Below are 19,939 nucleotides of genomic sequence, written 5' to 3'. Positions count from 1 at the left end.
TTGAGGAGAGCCAGATCCTCCGGCGCTGGCTCCGTCCAGGGGTCGCGCATGACCCACTTGTGAGAGCAGCGATTGCACTCCAGCGTGGTCAGCGTCTCCTTGTGCACGGGCATGGCCCGGGCTTTGCGAGGGTACTCGACCGTGCCCAGTACATTGCACCAAGGCGTCGCCCGCATCCTCATCGACGAGCCCGACCTCGGCTTTCGGATCTTGCGAGAGGTCTTCGGCGTCGAGCTCCCCGATCTCCGGGCGCTGCGAGATCGCCACGCCGTCATCGACCGCTTCACGCCCTGCTTTGGGGACGCGCATGAACTTCGTCCGGACGGCATATTATCTGGAGATCACCCGAGTGATCCGCATGGTGGCGTGGGCATCGTGATCGAAGCCCAGCGCCGCCCCGACCGTCAAAAAGGTGCCCGTTTATGGGTCTACTGGGCGCTGGTCGCCGAACAGCTCGGCTACGTGACGGCCTTGCTGGTCGTCGCCCTGTCCGCGGAGGTCTCGCGCTGGGCCAAGGGCCTGGGCGAGCACCGCCTCTCCCCCCATGAAGCGCTGCTGGTCCTGGACCAGGAGAACATGCCGGTCGTCACCGAGATCGAGGAGCCCGAGCGCCCGGGTTGGGCCGTGCTCTCGGCGCTGGTCCACGCCGCGCATGGCAACCTCGAGCCCTTTGCCGTAGCGTTCGAAGCGGCGCTTCGTCTCGAGGACGAGCGGCGCGGAAGATATGCCTCGTACCTGCTCGCGGCCGTCGATGAAGACGCCCGCGAGGTGATTTTGGGAGCGATGAAGATGCAGACAAACGAGATCAGCGACATCGAACGGCGCAGCGTCGCCTTCCACGACGGCCTGCGCGAGGGCCTGAGCAAGGGCAAAGCCGAGGTTTTACAGCAGCTGGTGCTGACGATCTTCGAGCTGCGCGGCCTCGACGTCGCGGACGAGGTCCACGCGCGCATCTCGAGCTGCAGCTCCCTGGTCCAGCTCGAGCGCTGGCGGGACCGCGCCAAGTCTGTCGACGAGGCCGCGTCGATCTTCCTCGACGCCCCGGTCCCCTGAGCGCGGGCGGGCCGAGTTGCCCGGGTGGGGTTCTCGAGCTTGGGCTTGGACGGTCTCGTCAGCCGACCGAGGGCATCTCGGCGGCGCTGCGGACCAGCGCGTCCTTCAAGAACTGCGCGGCCCGGGTCCGCGGCTGGTCGGCGCGATAGAGCAGTATGATCTCGTCGGGAAAGTGGGGCAGGCCGCCGTGGAGCCGCCGCAGCTGCCCCGGCTGGTTGTAGGCGGCGATGCGCCGCGGCAGCAGGGCCACGCCGAGGCCGGCGAGGGCCAGGCTCTTGACCAGCTCGAAGTCGCCGCAGGACAGCATCTGCTCCGGGACCACGCCCTGCTCGGCCAGCAGCCCCAGCAGCTCGGCGCACTGCTCGACGCGGCCGGCGAAGATCAGCCTCGTCGAGGGTGGCGCAGCGCTCGTCGGCGTAGAAGTCCGGGCCGCTGACCAGGGCCGCGTCGATCGGGTTCGAGACCACCGGATCCCGGGCGCAGACGAAGAAGTCGACGGCGTCGTGGAACAGCGGCGTCATCACGAAGTCGGGGTGGGGCTCCGGGTTGACCGCGAGGCCGAAGTGGACCTCCCGATCGATCACCGCCTGCCGGACCCGGGCCGAGCTGCCGTTGAGCAAGCTGAGCGTGATGTTGGGGGCGTCGCGCAGCAGCCCCGGCATGAAGAGGGGCAAGAAGTAGGCGCCAAGGGACTCGTGGCAGCCGAGGGTGAAGCGACCGACGAGATCGCCCTCGAGGCCGGCGATGCGCGCGGTCGCCCGATCCAGGACCTCGAAGACCTCCTCGATGTGGCGCAGCAGCTCGAGGCCCGTCTCCGTCGGCGAGACGCCGCCGCGGTGGCGCAGCAGCAGCTTGCTCGCGTAGTGCGCCTCGAGGTCGCGCACCGCCACCGATAGCCGCGGCTGGCTCACCCCCAGGGCCCGGGCGGCCGCTGTCATGCTGCTGAGCCTGACGATCTCGCGGAAGTACCGCAAGTGGGAGAGGTCCATGGGCGCCGCGATGGTACCACTCCCGCGAAAAACGATGTTCTGACCCGCTGTTCAGGGTTCTGCGGGCGCCAGGGAGCAGCTCCCATGGCTGCCATGCGTCCTCGTTATGAGCGGCCCTCGGGGCCGCTGCTATCTCCTTTTCTCAGCAAACGAAGGGGACGAGGCGTGTGAAACCCGAGAGGTGCACGCGCCGCGTCCTTGGACGCCTACGCCCTGAATGAGCAAAACCATGTATCGCCGCGCTTCACTAATTGTCGCCCTCCTTCCCCTACTTCCCCTCGCCGCCTGTCTGGACAGCGCCGGCGACAGCTGCGAGGCCGGGACCGTCGAGAAGGATGGCAGCTGCGTCGAGGCTGACGCCAGCGTTCGCCTGACCCACCTCGACGTCCGCTACGACCTCTCGCAGCCGGTCTTCGTCAACAACCGCGTCCCCGTCACCTTCGGCGTCACCGCCGAGAAGCTCGATCCCGCCAGCACCGAGCCGCTCTACATCCCGGTGGCCTTCTCCTTCGTCGAGTCCAACCCGGCCGACCCAGAAAACCCGCTGATCTGTGGCTCGAGCGCCATCAACGTCGAGCACCCCGGAGACGGCAGCGAGGTCGTCGTCGACGGCTTCATCTGGCCGACCACGCTGTGCGCTCAGCTCGCGGGCCGCACGGTCAACCTCCAGGTCGAGTTCAACGGCGGCCCGGAGCTCGCCGCCGAGCTCGACACGGTCTTCGACGCCCCGACCGTGACCTTCTCGGCCGCGGCCAAGGACGAGGTCATCAACCAGGAGTGCCGCTCCTCCCTCGACGGTGATGCTGGCCGTGGCTGCGTCTACGAGCTCGACCTCGAGCTCACGCCCTCCGGCGCGGACGGCCCGCAGGTCGACGTCCGCTACGCCCTGAGCGCGACCTCGTCCGTGGCGATCGTGCCCTTCATTCAAAGCGAGAACATCGGCGCCGAGGGTCCCGCAGACGTCTCGCCGACGCTGGTGGTGCAGTCGCGCTTCGTCGTCAACGGCCGCGACCCCTACTTCTCGGCGGTCGACCCGGCCGACGTGCCCGAAGAGCTGATCGCCGCCGAGCCGACGATCCTCGAAGATCTGCAGTTCGGCCTCGACGCCGCCGGCGTCGCGGCCCTCAGCGAGCTCCCCGGCGCCGCCGAGGTCTCCTATAGCCTGCTCGCCGCCAGCGACCCCGACACCGCCCTGCCCCTGAGCATCCGCGACCCCGAGGACTCGCAGGCGCGCCTGGCCGCGGCCGCCGTCGACCACGTCACCCCCGGCATCGCCAACGAGGTCGTCCACGAGCTCTTCCTCGAGGACGCCGCCCGCGAGGCTCTGTCCGCCGGCGGCATCTGGGCCGGCGAGAGCGACTTCATCGTCCGCGGCTGCTTCAACGCCGACTTCACCCAGTCCGGCAACGCCGGCGACCTCGGCGAGAGCCTCGATGACTGCCAAGACATCGAGATCGTGATGGTCCACGAGACCGCGGCCTCGGCCGGCGCCTCCGCGATCGACTTCAACAAGTCCTTCGAGCGCAACCTCGGCAACAGCCGCATCGGCATCTCCAGCTCGATGTCGACGCAAAACCGCCTCGACCTCACCGGCGCCTCGAGCCAGAGCGAGGGCAAGGTCGAGCTCCACGGCAAGATCGGCAAGAGCTTCAACCTGACCCTGGCCCGGGGCTACGCCGAGGCCAGCCTCAACGTCGACCCGAGCAAGACCTACTACGACCTCGGCCTCGAGGCCTTCGGTCAGTCGATCTACTCGGTCTCGGATCAGGCGGCGACCATCGTCCAGAGCGACGACTTCAGCGTCGCCAAGTCCTTCACCATCGGCCAGCTCGGCTTTGGCTTCGGCCCGGTCAACATCGGCATCAAGGTCGACGTCGGCGGCACCATCGGCTTCGCCACCGAGGACACCCTCGAGGCCCTCGCCGACACCGAGGCCTGCCAGGAGCTGCTCCAGTCCGGCGAGTCGATCGCCCTGTGCGGGCGCATGAGCCGGGTCGCCGGCCCCTACTTCGGCATGACTGGCCGCATCGAGGGCGGCATCAACCTCAAGCTGGTCAAGGCCGGGATCGGCGCCAACTTGCAGATCGTCACCACCAGCTTCCCGCTCGAGGCCATCCTCGGCTGGGGCCTCACCGATGACGCCCGGCTGCTGGTCCGCGGCGACGTGAACTGGGACATGGAGCTCGTGCCGATCGCCGGCAACGTCTACATCGTCGGCAAGGTCGGCTTCCGCCGCTTCGCCAAGTCGCTCAAGGTCAACCTGTTCAGCTTCTCCTCGCCGACGATCAAGTCCCGCCTGCTCAGCCAGTCGATGGCCGTCTCGGAGGAGCTGCTGTGAAGTCGACGATCGTCAAGGCCGGCGTCGCGACGACGCTCGCCCTCACCTCGATCGTGGCAGTGGCGGTCGCCTACGGTCGGCCGCGCCAGGCCGAGTCCAAGCCGCGCGCGGCGGTGACCACCGCCGCCGCGCCGGCGGCCCCCGGCTGCCACTTCGAGCCCGGAGACCGGGCCGCCTTCGTCCTCCAGTCTGCGGTCCGCGACGTCCGCAGCGAGGAGACCGACCACCTTCGCGCCACCTTGAGCTGGGAGCTCGCCGAGCAGCTCAGCTCCGACCGTTGGCGCCTGCGGGCCGCCCTCAGCGACCTGTCCCACAGCCAGACGATGACCTTGCCCGAGGAGCGGGTCAGCGGCTCGCTCGCCGAGCCCTTCTTCGTCGACGTCGACGCCTCCTGTCGCCTCGTCGACTTCGGCTTCGTCTCCGAGTGGGACGTCCGCCGCCGCCGCCTGGTGCAGACGGCCCTGCGCGCCCACGAGTTCGTCACGCCGACGGCCGCCCGCGGCGAGACCTGGAGCGCCAATCAGGTCGACGGCCTCGGCTCCTTCGAGGCGCGCTACGCCCTGGCCGCCAAACGCGAGCGTCGGGGCCTGCGGATCGACCGACACAAGACCGCCTACGACCAGTCCGGCGAGGCCTTCGGGATCTCGATCGCCGTGGTCCACTCCGAGGCCACGGCCCACTTCGACAGCCCACGCTCGCAGTGGCTGCGCGACGCCAGCGGCCTCGAGCGCGTGCAGCTCCGGATCCACGGCGAGATCGCGGCCGACCTCGCCCAGCACTTCAGCCTGGTCCGCGACGACGATCGCTTCGTCCCCGTGCCGGCGCTGGCCGTCGCCGACGCCGACTTCCGCGACCTCGCCGATCTCGAGATCGAGCGCGAGCGCATGGTCGACGCCGAGATGGCCGACGTCGCCTACGCCGAGGCCCTCGACGCCTTCCTCGGCCGCTTCGCCGCCGACGCCGACGCCGAGCTCGGCGACCCCAGCTACGCCGCCGCCCGCGAGCTCGCGGCGTGGATCCGCAACCACGAGGACGGCCCGCAGCTGCTGGCCGACGCCCTCCGCGACGGCTCGATCGACGCCGCCGCTCGCCCGGCCCTGTTCCTCGCCCTCGAGCTCTCGGGGACGGACGCGGCCCGGGGCACGCTCTCGGAGCTCCTCGTCGATCCTCGGCTCGACAGCTTCGACCGGGCCCGCGCCGCCTCGGCCCTCGCCGACATCGGCGAGCCCAGCCTCGACACCGCCTCGCTGCTCTTCGCCCAGACCCAGGGCCAAGCCGATCCGATCGTCGCCAACGTCAGCGTCCTCGGCCTCGGCTCCATGGCCAAGCGCAGCGGCGACGGCGAGGTCCGCAGCTTCGTCCAGGAGAGCCTCGACGGAGCCCTGAACGCCGCCTTGGACGAGGGCGAGGCCCGGGTCCTGCTCGACGCCATGGGCAACAGCGGCGACGTGGCCTTCGCCGACACCCTCGAGTCCCACCTCGAGGCCGAGAGCCCGGCGACGCGCCAGCACGCCGCCAAGGCCCTGGGGCGCCTCGATCCGGCGGAGGCCGGACCGCGCCTGCTCCAGCGCCTCGGCGACGAGAGCGACCCCGCCGTCGGCGCAGCGATCGTCAGCGCCTACCGCGGCCCGGCCAGCGCCAACGCCATCGCCACCATGTCCGCTCGCCTCGAACACAGCAGCTCCGTCAGCGAGCGCGCGGCCATCATCCACTGGCTCGGTAACGCCTCGCTCAGCGAGCCCGCCGCCCAGCGCAAGCTCGTCGCCCACGTCGGCCGCGAACGAAACGCCCAGCTGCTGCAACAGATCGGCAGCTACATCCCGGCCGCGGAGATGTAGTCGTCTCGCGCTCCTGCGTCTGCCTCGACCATGCGACCCCCGATCTTCTCCCTCGCCCTCTCCCTCGTTGGCGTCGCCCTCGCGGGCCTCGTTCTCGCCGGCTGTGACGCCGGCGTCGGACCCGGCGCGGACGCGGGCGAAGCGGACGGTCGGGATCCGCCCTGGCGCTGGCGAAGGGTCGCCAGCGCCAGCTTCTTGGCCGACGGCGAGAGCGAGGCCCTCACGCTCCCGGCCCCCGGCCCCGCGGCGGCCCTGGCCTTGCGCGTCAGCACCGAGCCCGGCGTCTGCTTTCAGCTCAGCGCCCTCAGCGACGGCGCCGGCGAGGTCCTGATCGCCGAGCGCAGCGCCGGCGCCTACTGTAGCGACTGCTCGCCGCGCAGCGCCGTCGCCCGCGAGGCCGGCGTGTTCATGCTCGACGCCGAGCAGGTCGCCCTCGCCGGCGCCGATCTGTCCTTGCGCTTCGCCCAGGTCCACTGCGAGACCCTGACCCCGCTGCGCAGCCCCGAGGAGCGCCCGGCCCTGCACCTCGACGCCCTGACGATCCCCGCCGAGCGCGAACAGGCCGAGCTCGATCTACGCCTGCTCCTCGCCCCCGACTCCCTGCTCTTCGCCGACGAGGCCCGCCAGCGAGCCCTGCTCGCCGCTCTCGCCGACGAGCTTCTCCTACCCGCCGGCCTCTCGCCGCGCCTCGTCGAGGTCGTCGCCCTCGAGGCCCCCAGCGAGCCCCTCGACGTCCACGCTGGGGATCACCAGGCCCTCGCCGCCCTGCTCGAGGGCGCGCCGCCGCGGGCCGAGACCACCGTCGACGTCGTCGTCGCCGGCTGCCTGCGCTACGCCGATCCGATCTTCGGTCCGCCGCAGATCCTCGAGGGCTACACCCCGCGGATCCCCGGCGGGGCCGGCCCGGCCGACGCCGTGTTCCTCCCCGCCGTCGACTGCCTCGGCCCCGGCGAGGCCCTCACCCTCGACGTAGAGGCCCAGGCCCACGTCCTCGCCCACGAGCTCGGCCACTACCTCGGCCTCTACCACGCCGTCGAAGCCGACGGCGGCGAGGACCCGCTCGACGACACCGACGCCGACAACATCATGCACTACCGCCCGGGCCTCGCCGGCGCCCGCGGCTTCAGCCCGGCGCAGGGCCGAATCATGCGCTCCCACCCGGCCGTCAACTAAATTTTGAAAGGAGCGACGAGCTCGCTGCGCCTGGATCCGCGGGACGTCGGGGAAGTGCCGGGCGGCGGCCCAACCAGGTGATTCTTCCGGAGAGCGCCGTTGTGTGTTCGTCGCGGGGGGGCAGCGGGTGGGCTGCCGGGACCTGGGCTCGTCAGTCCGGATCCGAAAAGACGATCTCGCGCGGGACATGGTCGTCGCTCATGCACCAGACCTTGCCCGCGCTGTCGACCGTGCAAATCCGGCTGTAGAGGACAACTCCGTCGACGATCCACCCGTTGTCGGACCGCTGACCCGTCGACTCGACGCTGTCGAGGCTCGGGCCAGGGCTGCATCGGAGCCTGCCGCGCCCGGCGCAGGCCGGGCAAGGATTGTCGCTCGTGCAGCCCATGCACGGAAAATCGCAGGTGCAGGGGTGGGTCGCGCAGTTTGGGAGCGGGCCGATCTCACCTTCGAGATTCGTACATAGCCAGCCCTCGGCACCCTGCCAGCAGAACGTGTGCTTGTGCAACGTGAGCCTCTTGACTTGCTCGGCCGGTCCGACATTGGTGATCAGGCGGGGGGGGTATTCGTGGGCTTCGGAGTGTTTGTTGTAGAAGGTGGGCAGGCCGAGATCGACGGGCAAGGAGTATTCGCCGTAGTCCCAGCACCACAGCTCGCCGTCGGTGTTCACCGAGCAGCCGCTCGCTCCATCGCGCACCAACATGACCCGCACGAGCTCACCGAACTCGCCTTCGGTGGTCTCGGGCAAGAGCTTGGGCTTGGCGATGTAGTCGTCCTCCCAGCACATGAGCTGACCGGCCTCGTCGATGGCGCAGTTGTCTTCGATCGATCGAATTGGGCCTTCCATGCCCTCGACGAGCCGCTCGGACCCGTGTTCGTCGACGCAGCGTAGGAGGTCGTGGTTGTTCCGGAAGCACAAGCCACCATGGCTGCAGGTGAATTCGATCGCGCCCTCGACACCTGGCAGCGGGTCCTCGAATTGTCCGGACTCGAACGACGCGCACGACGCTCGACCATCTTCGTGCAAGACACACACGCGGTCATGGTCGGGTTGGCAGAGCCCGACGATGAGGGAGTCGCCAGCGGGGAGCCTCTGCCTCGGCTCGGCCTCGACGATCGTGGCGGGCTTGGAGATGGATCTCGGGGCTGGAGGCGTCGTCAGGGGGGTGTTGTCGCAGGTCACCGCGGCGAGCGCGAGCGCCACAGCTGCGAGCGCGAGGGGGCCAGTCGGATTGGCTTCGAGCACGCCACACACTAGCACTGAGCTTCGGCGGGATGGTGAAGCTGGCATCGACGTCGAGGCCGGCGAGGGGCGGGATCGAAGTGCGGCTCTGGTCTCGATCGTGCCCCCGAGTCTGCCTCGACCGTGCGACCCCGATCTTCAGTCTGGATCCGAAAAGACGATCTCGCGCGGGACGTGGTTGTCGCTCATGCACCAGACCTTGCCCGCGCTGTCGACCGCGCACATCCGGCTGTAGAGGACAACTCCGTCGACGATCCACCCGTTGTCGGACCGCTGACCCGTCGACTCGACGCTGTCGAGGCTCGGGCCAGGGCTGCACTTGAGCCTGCTGCGCCCGGGGCAGGCCGGGCAAGGATTGTCGCTCGTGCAGCCCATGCACGGAAAATCGCAGGTGCAGGGGTGCGTCGCGCAGTTTGGGAGCGGGCCGATCTCACCTTCGAGATTCGTACATAGCCAGCCCTCGGCACCCTGCCAGCAGAACGTGTGCTTGTGCAACGTGAGCCTCTTGACTTGCTCGGCCGGTCCGACATTGGTGATCAGGCGGGGGGGGTATTCGTGGGCTTCGGAGTGTTTGTTGTAGAAGGTGGGCAGGCCGAGATCGACGGGCAAGGAGTATTCGCCGTAGTCCCAGCACCACAGCTCGCCGTCGGTGTTCACCGAGCAGCCGCTCGCTCCATCGCGCACCAACATGACCCGCACGAGCTCACCGAACTCGCCTTCGGTGGTCTCGGGCAAGAGCTTGGGCTTGGCGATGTAGTCGTCCTCCCAGCACATGAGCTGACCGGCCTCGTCGATGGCGCAGTTGTCTTCGATCGATCGAATTGGGCCTTCCATGCCCTCGACGACCCGCTCGGACCCGTGTTCGTCGACGCAACGTAGGAGGTCGTGGTTGTTCCGGAAGCACAAGCCGCCATGGCTGCAGGTGAATTCGATCGCGCCCTCGACACCTGGCAGCGGGTCCTCGAATTGTCCGGACTCGAACGACGCGCACGACGCTCGACCATCTTCGTGCAAGACACACACGCGGTCATGGTCGGGTTGGCAGATCCCGACGATGAGGGAGTCGCCAGCGGGGAGCCTCTGCCTCGGCTCGGCCTCGACGATCGTGGCGGGCTCGGAGATGGATCTCGGGGCTGGAGGCGTCGTCAGGGGGGTGTTGTCGCAGGTCACCGCGGCGAGCGCGAGCGCGACAGCTGCGAGCGCGAGGGGGCCAGTCGGATTGGCTTCGAGCACGCCACACACTAGCACTGAACTTCGGCGGGATGGTGAAGCTGGCATCGACGTCGAGGCCGGCGAGGGGCGGGATCGAAGTGCGGCTCTGGTCCGCCGCCGTCAGGCGAAGTCTCGCAGGACCGTGGGCGCGAGCGCGCGGGCTTGGCTGGCCGAGACCACGTGGTAGGACAGCAGGGTCTCGACGTTGGTGCACAGCTGCCGGATGTCGAGGGCAGTGAGCGGCGCCCAGGACAGGTGGGTGACCTGCAGCTGGCCCCGTGTCACCGCTCCGCCCGCGCTCCGGCGCTGGTCGAGCAGGCCGTCGCAGTGGGCTCGGTTGAACCCTTTGATGATCTCCTCCTCGCTATTGCGCTGGATGAAGCCGTCGGTCAGGAACAGCCGCTTGTAGAGGCGGTAGCGCGCGATCCGTGGGCCGGGGCGGGCGAGCTCGGCCAGGAGATCGAGGTGCTGGAGCAGGTCGATGGGGTTGTTGTAGTGGTCGAGGTAGTCCTTCAGGCTGATGCCGCGATCGGTGTAGCCGTAGACCGCGATGTTGGACTGATAGACGTTGCCCAGCGGGTTGCCGAGGGGCGTGGCGACCTGCTCGATGACGTAGGCGTGGCTCCCGACCTGGATGCGGAGCAGTCGCGGCCGCCCGTCGCTGACGCGCTGGCGCAGCACGCTCAGCAGCTCGCAGCTGTACTGCAGGCGAGTGCGCTGGCCGTTGCCCTTGAACATGGCACACAGCGCGTTGGCGCTCTGACCACACGAGGGCGCGTCGTTGACCGTGGGCCGATCCATGACCCCCCACTGGATCATCTGCTGGCACTGCTGCTTGTAGTTGTCGAAGTTGTTGCGCAGGGTCTGCACGTCGCAGATCCCGTTGTCACCGAAGTACCCGAACCCGTAGATGCCGAAGAGATCCAGCCACGGATCGCTGCGGAAGTGTGTCGCCTGGATGCTGTCGAACAGGTGACGGATCAGCGGTAGGCAGCCGGGCATGGCGCGTCCTCCGGGTCAGCCTCGGCACCGAGCTGAGCTTGGTCTCGATGGCCGTGGGCAGTGAGGTCGACGAGCACGCCCTGGCCGAAGGCGTAGGCGCAGGTACCAAGACCGTCGCAGCCGGCGGCGGTCTCGGCGAGAGGCAGGAGCGGGGCGGTCCTCGACATGCGAGTCGGAGGATACGCCGCGGGGCCGCGAAACGTCAGCCTCGTCGACCCCGGCAGCGCGTGTCGGGACGAGGGCCGCGGCGCGGTGGCCTCGAAGACCCGAGGCTCAGCGCCTGCGGGCCGCCTCCATCAGTTCCGCGAAGCCCTCCATCGGCAGCCCCGGCGCAAAGTGTCCGCTGTGCCCCATCATCCCCGAGGACATGCAAAGACTGTCCATGATGGCCTCCTCCGTGGCCTCCACCGCGGCCCGATAGAGCGGGTTCATCCGCTGATCCAAGAGGATCTTCATTTTATAGGTCATCTCCCGGCTCTCGCGCGGGACCTTGTTCGCCGTGGAGAAGCCCACGACGATCTCCCCCGAGCCGTGCGCCGCCCAGGACCCGGCGCGCCCGATCCCCAGCGCGACTCGCTTGCAAAGCCGTTGAAGGTGATGGGCCAGCAAGGGCGCATTCGTGGCGATCACCGCGATGATGCTCCCGTAGTTATCCACCCGCCGGTCCTTCTCCTGGAACTCCGCCCGCGCCGCGAGCTCGCGCCCGACCGCCGCGCCGTCGATGCGCAGATCCTCGAGCACCCCGAAGTTCGACATCACGAGCACCCCGAGGGTGAACCCGCCCTCTTCTACCGGCAGGCGCCGCGAGCTCGACCCGATCCCGCCCTTGAGATCGCAGCAGACCATCCCGGTCCCGCCGCCGACCGAGCCCATCTCGACGTGTCCGCCGCGGGCGTTGGCGATCGCATGGTGGACGTGCTCGAGGCGGACGTGGCGGCCCGCGGCGTCGTTGAGCCACGAGTCGTCGCACTCGCCGACCACCGGGATGACCACGTCGTGATCCACACCGATGCCCGGGTGCGCGCGCAGCATCCAGTCGACCACGGCCTCGGAACAGGTGCCCACCGACAAGGTGTTGGTGAGCACGATCGGCGTCTCGATCAGCCCCCACTCCATCACCTGGGTCAGCCCCGAGACCTCGCCGGCGCCGTTGAGGATGAAGCCCGAGCCGACCACGCGCTGGTCGAAGACCTGCCCGCGGTTGGGCAGGATCGCGGTCACGCCGGTGCGCACGGGGCCGACCCCGGCGCGCAGGGGACCCTCGCCGGAGATCAGCGTGCAGTGCCCAACTTGGACGCCGGGGACGTCGGTGATCGCGTTGTAGCGACCGGGCGGGTAGCGGCCGATGTGCACGCCGAGCTCCCGCAAGCGTCGGCGGCGGCCGTTGGCAGATTTGGTCGCGGTCACGGGGAGGAAGCTTCGATGGTCGCGGTGCGCAGGCGCAAGCGGAGGGCCTCGGGCTCGCTGGTCGAGCGCGCGGGGGCGTCGAGGTCGGCGTCGAGATCGGCGTCGAGATCGTCGCCAGCGTCGAGATCCGCGTCGAGGTCGGGGTCGGGGTCGGCCTCATCCTCGTCGGCGGTCGCGGCCTGGGCCTCGACCTGGCGCGCGCGTCGGCCCGCCCGGAGCCGGCGCAGCGCGGGCTCGAGGATCGCACCCACGAGGTCCTGGTAGCGCAGGCCGGCGGCCTCGCCGATCACACATAGGTCGGACCACCCCGGGCTCAGCCCCGGCAGGGGGTTGCACTCGATGAAGTGCACGCGCCCGTGGGCGTCGAGGCGCAGGTCGATGCGCGCGACGTCGCGGCAGCCCAGGGCCGTGAACGCGCGCCGGGCTGCCCGGGCGAGCTCGCGGCCGAGGCGCTCGTCGACCTTGGCGGGGACCTCGAAGCGCACGCCCGACTCGGTCTCGGTCTTGTGGCCGTAGCCGTAGACCGGGTGGGCCACGCTGCGATCGGTGAACACGATCTCCATGGCCGGGAGCGCGCGGACGCGGCGCTCGCCGAGCAGGCCCACGGTGAACTCGCGGCCGGGGAGGTAGGCCTCGACGAGGGCCGGCTGGGCGAAGCGAGCGACGATCTCGCGGACCGAGGCGCGCAGCTCGGCCTCGGTCTGGACCACCGAGCTGCCGAGCACGCCCTTGGAGCTGCCCTCGGCCAGGGGTTTGACGACCAGGGGGAAGTCGAGGCCGGGGGGCAGGCGCTCACCGCCGCGCATGATCGCGTGGGGGGGCGTGAGCACGCCGGCCTGGGCGACCACGCGCTTGGCCAGGGCCTTGTCGAGGCACAGCGAGAGGCAGGCCGGGTCCGAGCCGGTGTAGGGGATCTCGAGCAGCTCGAGCAGCGCCGGGACCTGGGCCTCGCGGCTGCGCCCGGCGAAGCCCTCGGCGATGTTGAAGGCGAGGTCGACCTCGGCCTCGGCGAGGCGCCGGGGCAGCTCGCGGTCGGCCTCGAGCAGCACGGGCTCGTGGCCGAGGCCGCGCAGCGCCCCCGCGAGGGCGTCGACGGTGGCCTGGGAGTCGAATTCGGCCTGGCGCTCGTCGCCGGGGTCGCGCTTGAGGTTGTGGATCACGGCCACGTTGAGGGCCTTGGCGCGCGGCCGCGAGCTCTTGGCGCGGGGACGCAGGCCGTGGCGGGCGCAGGCGCTGGCGAGCAGGGCCTCGAGCACCTGGCCGGGCTCGCGCATGCCCGCGACCTCGGCCGCCAGCCACAAGGAGGCGCCGGGCTCGAGGCTGGGCAGGGCGTTGACCTCGAGGAAGTGCGGGCGGCCGCGCTCGTCGAGGCGAAAGTCGAGGCGCGCGAAGTCCCGCAGGCCGAGGGCGCCGACGACCCGCTGGGTGTAGTCGGTCAGCTCCTCGACAAGGGCGTCGTCGATGCGCGCGGGCACGTGCACGCGCACGGCCTCGCTGTCGATCTGCTTGAGCTCGTAGTCGTAGATCGCCCCGGGGCCCCGGCCCTCGAAGCTGTACTCGGCCACCGGGAGCACGCCGCGGGTCGCCCGGGCGACGCCGCGGGGCCGGCCCGCGCCCTCGAGCCAGGGCACCGTGAGGTCGCGGCCGACGAGGTAGCGCTCGATCAGCACGCCCTCGGGGTAGCGGGCGAGCATCGCGGCCAGCGTGGCCTCGAGGCAGGCGGGGCCGTCGACCAGCGAGTCGCCGGTGATGCCCTTGGAGCTGCCCTCGAAGTTGGGCTTGACGAACACCGGGTACTCGATCGCGTCGACGTCGACGGCCGAGAGGCGCTCGACGAAGAGCGACCAGGGCGTGGGCACGCCGGCCGCGGCGACCACCTGCTTGCTCAGGCGCTTGTCCAAGGTGAGCGTGCAGCAAAAGCCGTCGGAGCCCGTGAAGGGCAGGCCGAGCTCCTCGAAGATCGCCGGCCACAGGCCCTCGCGCATGCGCCCGCGGCGACCCTCCGCGGTGTTGAACACCAGATCGGGGGCCAGGCTGCGCAGGCGCGCCACGCTGGCTTCGAGCGGGCCGCCGAGCTCGACGGGCTCGACGCTGTGCCCGAGGGCGCGCAGTTGCTCGACCAAGAAGGCGATCGTCTCGGGGCGATCGAATTCGGCTTCCGCCTCGTCGTGGGCGTCGAGCTGGAGGTTGTGGGTGAGCGCGATCAGCATCGGCTTTTTCTCGCAGCGCTTTGGAGCCGGGGGGCCTCGAAAGGGTGCAAGGATCGTGCTTTCATGGCCGCGTGGCCGCGCAGATACCCAGGGCGCCGGCTGCGGGGCAAGAGGCGCGAGGCGCTGCCGGCCCCGCCGCCGAGCCCTCCGAGGCCCCCGAGCCCTCCGAGCCCCCCGCTGCCCAGGCGGACGCGCTCCCGCCCCTCGGCCCGCGGCTGCGTGCCCTCGCCGACTGGGTGCTCCCCGGCGAGGCCGTGGCGGATCTGTGCTGTGACCACGGCTACCTGGCGCTGAGCCTGGTCGCCGAGGGTCGGGTGCCGCGGGCGATCGCCGGTGATCTCAACCCCGGCCCGCTCGCTGGCGCCGCGGCCACGCGCGACCGCCTCGGCCTCGGGCAGCGCGTGGCCCTCCGGCTCGGCGACGGGGCCGAGATCCTCGCCCCGGGTGAGGTCGCCACGATCACGGTCGCGGGCGTCGGCGCGCCTTTGTGTGGCGAGCTCATCGCCCGCGCGCAGGCCGGCGGACACCTCGAGGGCGCGCGCCGCCTGGTGCTCCAGGCCAACGACGGCTTCCCGCGCCTGGGAGAGCTGCGCGTGCGCCTGGTCGGCCTGGGCTGGGGGCTGGTGCACGAGCAGCTCGCCCTCGAGGCCGGGCGGCTGTACACGATCTTGGTGCTCGAGCGCGGCGGCGTGCTCGAGCTCGACGCCCGCACCCGCGAGCTCGGCCCGCTGCTCTCGCGTGGGGAGGATCCGCTGTGGCGACGCTGGCTGACGCACGAGCGCAGCAGGACCGCGGCCGCCCTGGCCGGGATGGCGCGGGCGCGGGGCGAGGCGTCGCGGCTGGGGCGGGCGCGCTGGCGGGCGTGGCTCGAGCACCTCGACGCCGCGCTCCAAGGCTGGAACTCACGCTGACTATCCTGTGTCGAGGAAACACTTGTTTCGAAATTTCGACAAGAGTGTCAGGGGCGTTCAGTACATGACTCAGGTTGCTTTAGGGGCTCATCTGTCGAGTGGCACAGGGAACGATGACTGTGGAAATCACGCCTGGGAGTGTGAGCCAATCACGCGCCTCGATGCCTCTACCGTCGATCAGAAGGCGGCACGCTTGGCTGAAGGGCGCAAGGCCGGGGATGCGTTCGAAATGAGGTGTGTTATCCATAATCGCAGTGAAATCCAGGCAGGCAACGACGTGGGTGCACACTTTCGTTGTAAAAAGTGTTCGGCGACAAAAGAAGTCGATCACGTGACTCGGAGTGCTCCTGGGGGACCAATCACGAAGATTGTGCAGTGCAAGTCCGATCAAAGCGCCCTGGATGGAGGGAAGGGCGTGACGATCAAGCCGCGACAGCTCAAGGAGGATAGAAAGTTGAAGCAGGCGATTGACATGTGTCAAAAAGGGGCACCTCCTGTTGACATCGAGTACAAACTCGAGCGCGGAGAAGCAGCGGAAGACGCCGCTGAGTTCCTACGCAAGAAGCAGCCTCCGGTTGTTACCTTCGTAGACTGAGAGGGAAAATGTCGACGGACTACTATGCGACCTTTGCTCCGGTGGAGCTCGATAGGGAAGAACTCGTTCCAATTTTGGAGGCGGTAGTTTTCAACGGTGAGGGCCCCTCGTGTTTGAGCGCGGATAGGCTAAGCCTGACAGGGGGGCGGCTGCGCTACGAATGGGAGTCACTCGAGTTCGCTGAACTGAGTGATGCTCTGGCAGCGACGAGCGACTGGGACGGGCTAGAGATCCCCTTCGTCCGGGAACGACGACAGTGGAGCCTGTTATTGTGGTCCGACGTCGAAGGCTGCTCGACGTTGACCCTTTGTGAGCCGGGATCAGTATACGAGCGCCAAATCGAACGCGAGAGTGTTCGCATGAATTTTGTAGAGATGCTCGAGGAGCTGCGGGCGCGTTTGTGCGCGAGTTTTTGTGTTCTCGAGGCGGAGTCAGTCTTTCGCTCTCGTCGAGTGGAGGAAATCGAAGGGTGGCTGGACGGGCTTGGACGAGGGGAAAACCCCAAGGGCTGGGAACTCGTCATCTGCGAAGACAAGAAGATCTCCCAAGAACGGATCCCTCTCCGATATCGTGCACAGCATGACTTCGTTCCCGTAGGGGAGCTGTCCTCCAGTGCGTGGATCATTTCGTTCATGGGTCCGCTTCGGCCCTGATTTCATACCAGGCCTCGGCCAGCTCAGCGCGCGCCCAAGGTCAGCAGCGCCACGCCCGTGATCATCGTGACGATCGCCATGACCTTGGCGAGATCCACCGGCTCGCCAAAGATCAGCCGCCCCAGGGTGATCGCCGAGACCAGCCCGACGGCGCGCTTGATCGTCTCGACCATGGCGACGACCGCGGCGCGATAGGCCATCAGCTGGGTGCTCAGCGCGAGGGTGTTGGCCAGCGTCGCGAGCCCGACGATCCCCCAGGTGCGCCGGTCGAGGGCGACGAGCTCGCGCAGGCGCCCGCGCAGGGCGAGCAGCGCCAGCCCGGCGACGATCACCGCGACGGTCTGGATCAGCGCGTGGACCGGGAGCGCGGCGTGGCGCAGGGCGAGCTTGTCGAAGATCGCCGAGGTGCCCCAGCAGGCGGCGACGCCCGTCATCATCCAGGCGCCGCGCTCGCGCGAGAAGATCCGAAAGGGGAGCAGCAGCGTCGACCACCAGCGCGCGGGCTCGGGGGCGTCGTCGCGGCTCGGAGACTGCTCGGCGCGGCTGCGCGAGAGCCCCAAGGTCAGCGCCCCGAGGACCACGAGCGCGACCCCGACGAGCTGCACGGGGGCCAGCTGCTCGCCCAGGCTGAGGCGGCCGACCAGGGTCGAGAACACCGGCGTGAGCGCGAGGAAAGGGATCGACAGGCTCAGCGGCGAGGCGCGCAGGGCCGCCAGGTAGAGCAGGTTGGCGGCGACGTTGAGGACCATGGCGATCGCTCCCGGGGAGGCGTAGGCCGCCATGTCGGTGATCGTCCCGCCGCGGGCGGCCCACCAGATCGCAAAGGCCGGCAGCAGCCCGGCGTTGAGCAGGACCAGGAGCGCGGCCGGGCGCAGCTCGGCGCTCAGCCGCTTGCGAAAGGCGTCGAGGATCGCCCAGGACGAGGCGGTGAGCAGCACGAGGCCGAGGCCGGAGAGGGGAGAGTCGCTCATGCGCGCGGCCCGAGCCTCCGATGCCGCGAGGCGCTGCGCAAGCGCAGCTCGTCTGCGATGTAGAGGACGCGAGAGCGCCGCGGGCGCTCGGCGTCGGCGGGCCTCACTTCAGCGCGAGATACTCTTCTTCGTAGCGGCGGGTGACGGACTCGCGGTCCCAGCCGCGCTCGTAGATGAGGTGGTAGGCCATGTCCTGCAGCCACTTCGAGCGCGGGATGTCGCCGTGCAGGTAGGCCTCGACCCAGCGCGGGCGCGAGGGCAGGTCGCGCAGCTTCGCGCGTTGGAGCAGGCCGGTCCGCTCGAGGGTGAGGCCGACGCTCTTGCCCTTGTACTTGTGGGTCACGTCGGGGCGCAGCTTTTGGTTTTGAGACAGCAGCCGCCAGGTCTCGCCATCCCAGTAGAGCATGTTCAGCGCGCAGGGCGACTCGCTCTCACCAAAGAAGCGCCGCGGGTCGTGGCGCCTGCCCGCGTAGTCGTAAAAGCCCCACCAGTGCTTCCAGGAGATCAGCTGGTCGAGAAAGATCGAGCACACGGGGCTGTCGACCAGGGGCACCCGCGTGGTCCATTGGTAGCGGTCGCGGCGAGCCTTGGACAGGAAGCTCGCGTGCGATCCGGGGCTCGGGTAGTGATAGACGCGCAGGTGCGTGCGCGAGATCCTTCCGCCGCCCGCGGGCGCCTCGGTCACGACGAGGGCGCAGCCGTTCATCGAGCCGGTGACGCAAAAATTGGCCTCTGGATCGCGGACGGGGAAGTCGACGTGGCCCATGTCGTCGGGCGCATGGACGTTCGTCAGATAGGGAAAGTAGTAGCCGGCGAAGGCCGATGACGACGAGCCGATGGTCGCGGCGATCTGCTCGAGCGCCCTGACCCTCGCCTGGCGTGCGACGCCGGTCACCCGCTCCCTGAGCCCGAGGAAGGTGCTGCCGTCGAATTGCAGGCGGGCGTAGCTGCCAAAGAACGACGGAAACCACAGCTTGAAGTTGCGCTGCTCTCCGACCGGGTGCTCGATCAAGGCTTCGAGCCAGGCCCAGTCGCGCATCTGCGCCACGTGTCGCCAGTCACCGAGCCCCAGCGGATCGACAGTATACTTCGCCAGGTTTTCCGGGGTTGGGAGCGTCATGGCTCACTCGCACCCATTGCATACAGGCGAGCCAAGTCGGCGGCAAAAATCGAACGAAGGTGCTGACGACGTGCTGGCGGGCCTTGATATCGCTTTGATGGGCGAAGACGCCCGCGCTCAGAGCCTGCGGTCGAGGGCGCCGCAGTAGCCCGCGCGCGGGCGGATTAGCCGGCCCTCGCGGGCCTGCTCGGCGTAGTGGGCGGTCCAGCCGGCGACGCGACCGATCGCAAACACGCAGGTGAAGATATCCGCGTCGAAGCCCAGGCCGTGAAGCAGTAACGCTGTATAGAACTCGACGTTGGTGGCCAACGTCCGGCCAGGCTTGCGCGCCGCGAGCACCTCGAGCACGGCGCGCTCGTGCACGCGCGCGTCTTCGTAGAGCTGGCCGCCGGCGAGCAGCTCGCTCGCCGCGGCACCGAGCACGTCGGCTCGCGGATCCCGGGTCCGGTAGACGCGGTGGCCAAAGCCCATGATCCGCTCGCCGGCGTCGATCTTGGCCGCGGCCCAGCGCCGGGTCTCGGCGTCGAGGTCCCCGCCGCGCTCGCGCAGGGCCAGCAGGGCCTCGAGCGCCGGCCCCGGCGCGCCGCCGTGCAGCGGCCCCGTCAGCGCGGCGAGTGCTCCCTCGATCGCCGCGAGCAGCGGCGCCTGGGTGCTGGCGATGATCCGCGCCGTGAAGGTGGAGGCGTTGAAGCCGTGGTCCGAGACGGCGTTGAGGTAGGTGCTCAGGGCGCGGACCTGGGCGGGGGAGGGGGCCTCGCCCGTGCTCGCGCGCAGGAACTCGGCGGCGACGCCCTGGCCTGGGCTGCGGTCGGGGGCGATGGGCTCGAGCCCGGCGCGCAGCCGCGAGTAGCAGGCGACGAGGACCGGCACGCAGGCGAGGGCGCGCTCGCGCGAGACCTCGCCCAGGCCGAGGCTGGCCAGGCCCATGCGCAGGGCCTCGATCGGGGCCACGCCGCGCTCGGCGGCCCGGCGCAGGAGCGCGAGGGTGGCCGGGTCGAGCTCGCGGGCCGCGGCCATGTCCGCGCGCAAGCTCGCGAGCTCGTCGGGGTCGGGCAGGCGGTCGTGCCACAGCAGGTGGACCATGGCCTCGAATTCGACGGCGGGGGCGATCGCGTCGACGGCGTAGCCGGCCAGCGTCAGTCGGCCCTCCTCCCCCTCGACGCGGCTGAGCCTTGTGTTGGCGACGAACACCCCTTCGAGTCCCGGTACGATCTTCATGCTCTG

18 protein-coding genes are annotated in these 19,939 nt (G+C 69.6%); 8 read left to right on the top strand and 10 right to left on the bottom strand.

Annotation, left to right across the window (positions count from 1 at the left end; all coding sequences use genetic code 11):
• The first annotated feature begins 141 nt into the window (after window positions 1-141).
• Complete coding sequence (locus tag G6O69_RS06170) at window positions 142-1,053, top strand: hypothetical protein (protein WP_172302600.1); 912 nt, start codon at window positions 142-144, stop codon at window positions 1,051-1,053.
• 58 nt (window positions 1,054-1,111) lie between these two features.
• Here the strand turns inward: G6O69_RS06170 and G6O69_RS06165 are convergent, their stop codons facing one another.
• Complete coding sequence (locus G6O69_RS06165) at window positions 1,112-1,390, bottom strand: LysR family transcriptional regulator substrate-binding protein (protein ID WP_346017137.1); 279 nt, start codon at window positions 1,388-1,390, stop codon at window positions 1,112-1,114.
• Window positions 1,391-1,748: 358 nt separating this feature from the next.
• Here G6O69_RS06165 and G6O69_RS06160 point away from each other — a divergent pair, with 358 nt between their 5' ends.
• From G6O69_RS06160 to G6O69_RS06140, 4 genes are all read left to right on the top strand, one after another.
• A complete protein-coding gene (locus G6O69_RS06160) occupies window positions 1,749-1,949 on the top strand; it encodes a hypothetical protein (RefSeq protein WP_176396664.1) in 201 nt (66 codons plus the stop codon).
• Between the two features lie 310 nt (window positions 1,950-2,259).
• Window positions 2,260-4,380 (top strand): hypothetical protein, encoded by a 2,121-nt coding sequence (locus tag G6O69_RS06150; RefSeq protein WP_172302597.1) that lies wholly within the window; start codon window positions 2,260-2,262, stop codon window positions 4,378-4,380.
• Entirely contained in the window at window positions 4,377-6,218 is a 1,842-nt protein-coding gene (locus G6O69_RS41955; RefSeq protein WP_172302596.1) for a HEAT repeat domain-containing protein, read from the top strand. Before G6O69_RS06150 ends, G6O69_RS41955 begins: the two co-directional genes overlap by 4 nt.
• A 30-nt stretch (window positions 6,219-6,248) precedes the next feature.
• On the top strand, window positions 6,249-7,391 hold the full coding sequence (locus tag G6O69_RS06140) for a M43 family zinc metalloprotease (protein ID WP_172302595.1): 1,143 nt from the start codon (window positions 6,249-6,251) through the stop codon (window positions 7,389-7,391).
• A 151-nt stretch (window positions 7,392-7,542) separates the two neighbouring features.
• Here G6O69_RS06140 and G6O69_RS06135 read toward each other — a convergent pair whose 3' ends face one another.
• From G6O69_RS06135 to G6O69_RS06110, 6 genes are all read right to left on the bottom strand, one after another.
• Window positions 7,543-8,637, bottom strand: a complete 1,095-nt coding sequence (locus tag G6O69_RS06135; protein WP_176396663.1) for a hypothetical protein — start codon at window positions 8,635-8,637, stop codon at window positions 7,543-7,545.
• Window positions 8,638-8,772: 135 nt separating this feature from the next.
• Window positions 8,773-9,867: a hypothetical protein gene (locus G6O69_RS06130; protein WP_176396662.1), complete on the bottom strand. Its 1,095-nt coding sequence runs from the start codon at window positions 9,865-9,867 to the stop codon at window positions 8,773-8,775.
• 99 nt (window positions 9,868-9,966) lie between these two features.
• Entirely contained in the window at window positions 9,967-10,848 is an 882-nt protein-coding gene (locus G6O69_RS06125) for a hypothetical protein (RefSeq protein ID WP_172302592.1), read from the bottom strand.
• Window positions 10,827-11,015 (bottom strand): hypothetical protein, encoded by a 189-nt coding sequence (locus tag G6O69_RS06120; protein ID WP_172302591.1) that lies wholly within the window; start codon window positions 11,013-11,015, stop codon window positions 10,827-10,829. The genes G6O69_RS06125 and G6O69_RS06120 overlap by 22 nt, the downstream gene beginning before the upstream one ends.
• A gap of 106 nt (window positions 11,016-11,121) precedes the next feature.
• Window positions 11,122-12,255, bottom strand: coding sequence for a P1 family peptidase (locus G6O69_RS06115; protein WP_172302590.1), 1,134 nt, complete (start codon window positions 12,253-12,255; stop codon window positions 11,122-11,124).
• Window positions 12,252-14,465: a D-alanine--D-alanine ligase gene (locus tag G6O69_RS06110; RefSeq protein WP_172302589.1), complete on the bottom strand. Its 2,214-nt coding sequence runs from the start codon at window positions 14,463-14,465 to the stop codon at window positions 12,252-12,254. The genes G6O69_RS06115 and G6O69_RS06110 overlap by 4 nt, the downstream gene beginning before the upstream one ends.
• A gap of 71 nt (window positions 14,466-14,536) precedes the next feature.
• On the opposite strand from G6O69_RS06110, the gene G6O69_RS06105 reads away from it, so the two are divergent.
• The 3 genes from G6O69_RS06105 (at window position 14,537) to G6O69_RS06095 (ending at window position 16,624) form a co-directional block, all read left to right on the top strand.
• Window positions 14,537-15,376: a class I SAM-dependent methyltransferase gene (locus G6O69_RS06105; RefSeq protein WP_172302588.1), complete on the top strand. Its 840-nt coding sequence runs from the start codon at window positions 14,537-14,539 to the stop codon at window positions 15,374-15,376.
• A gap of 415 nt (window positions 15,377-15,791) precedes the next feature.
• Complete coding sequence (locus G6O69_RS06100) at window positions 15,792-15,971, top strand: hypothetical protein (RefSeq protein WP_172302587.1); 180 nt, start codon at window positions 15,792-15,794, stop codon at window positions 15,969-15,971.
• An 8-nt stretch (window positions 15,972-15,979) separates the two neighbouring features.
• Complete coding sequence (locus tag G6O69_RS06095) at window positions 15,980-16,624, top strand: hypothetical protein (protein WP_172302586.1); 645 nt, start codon at window positions 15,980-15,982, stop codon at window positions 16,622-16,624.
• A 23-nt stretch (window positions 16,625-16,647) separates the two neighbouring features.
• On the opposite strand, the gene G6O69_RS06090 is transcribed toward G6O69_RS06095, so the two are convergent.
• From G6O69_RS06090 to G6O69_RS06080, 3 genes are all read right to left on the bottom strand, one after another.
• On the bottom strand, window positions 16,648-17,595 hold the full coding sequence (locus tag G6O69_RS06090; protein WP_172302585.1) for an EamA family transporter: 948 nt from the start codon (window positions 17,593-17,595) through the stop codon (window positions 16,648-16,650).
• A gap of 103 nt (window positions 17,596-17,698) precedes the next feature.
• Complete coding sequence (locus G6O69_RS06085; protein ID WP_172302584.1) at window positions 17,699-18,715, bottom strand: hypothetical protein; 1,017 nt, start codon at window positions 18,713-18,715, stop codon at window positions 17,699-17,701.
• Window positions 18,716-18,832: 117 nt separating this feature from the next.
• On the bottom strand, window positions 18,833-19,933 hold the full coding sequence (locus G6O69_RS06080; RefSeq protein WP_172302583.1) for a citrate/2-methylcitrate synthase: 1,101 nt from the start codon (window positions 19,931-19,933) through the stop codon (window positions 18,833-18,835).
• Between the last annotated feature and the right edge of the window lie 6 nt (window positions 19,934-19,939).

The sequence above is a fragment of the Pseudenhygromyxa sp. WMMC2535 genome, assembly GCF_011083025.2.
This window is presented reverse-complemented; position numbering and strand designations above follow the sequence as displayed.

Coding starts and splice junctions, on each gene's coding strand:
- G6O69_RS06110 (WP_172302589.1), bottom strand. CDS start 14,465: ATGCTGATCGCGCTCACCCACAACCTCCAGCTCGACGCCCACGACGAG.
- G6O69_RS06125 (WP_172302592.1), bottom strand. CDS start 10,848: ATGCCCGGCTGCCTACCGCTGATCCGTCACCTGTTCGACAGCATCCAG.
- G6O69_RS06095 (WP_172302586.1), top strand. CDS start 15,980: ATGTCGACGGACTACTATGCGACCTTTGCTCCGGTGGAGCTCGATAGG.
- G6O69_RS06080 (WP_172302583.1), bottom strand. CDS start 19,933: ATGAAGATCGTACCGGGACTCGAAGGGGTGTTCGTCGCCAACACAAGG.
- G6O69_RS06090 (WP_172302585.1), bottom strand. CDS start 17,595: ATGAGCGACTCTCCCCTCTCCGGCCTCGGCCTCGTGCTGCTCACCGCC.
- G6O69_RS06140 (WP_172302595.1), top strand. CDS start 6,249: ATGCGACCCCCGATCTTCTCCCTCGCCCTCTCCCTCGTTGGCGTCGCC.
- G6O69_RS06120 (WP_172302591.1), bottom strand. CDS start 11,015: ATGTCGAGGACCGCCCCGCTCCTGCCTCTCGCCGAGACCGCCGCCGGC.
- G6O69_RS06150 (WP_172302597.1), top strand. CDS start 2,260: ATGAGCAAAACCATGTATCGCCGCGCTTCACTAATTGTCGCCCTCCTT.
- G6O69_RS06085 (WP_172302584.1), bottom strand. CDS start 18,715: ATGACGCTCCCAACCCCGGAAAACCTGGCGAAGTATACTGTCGATCCG.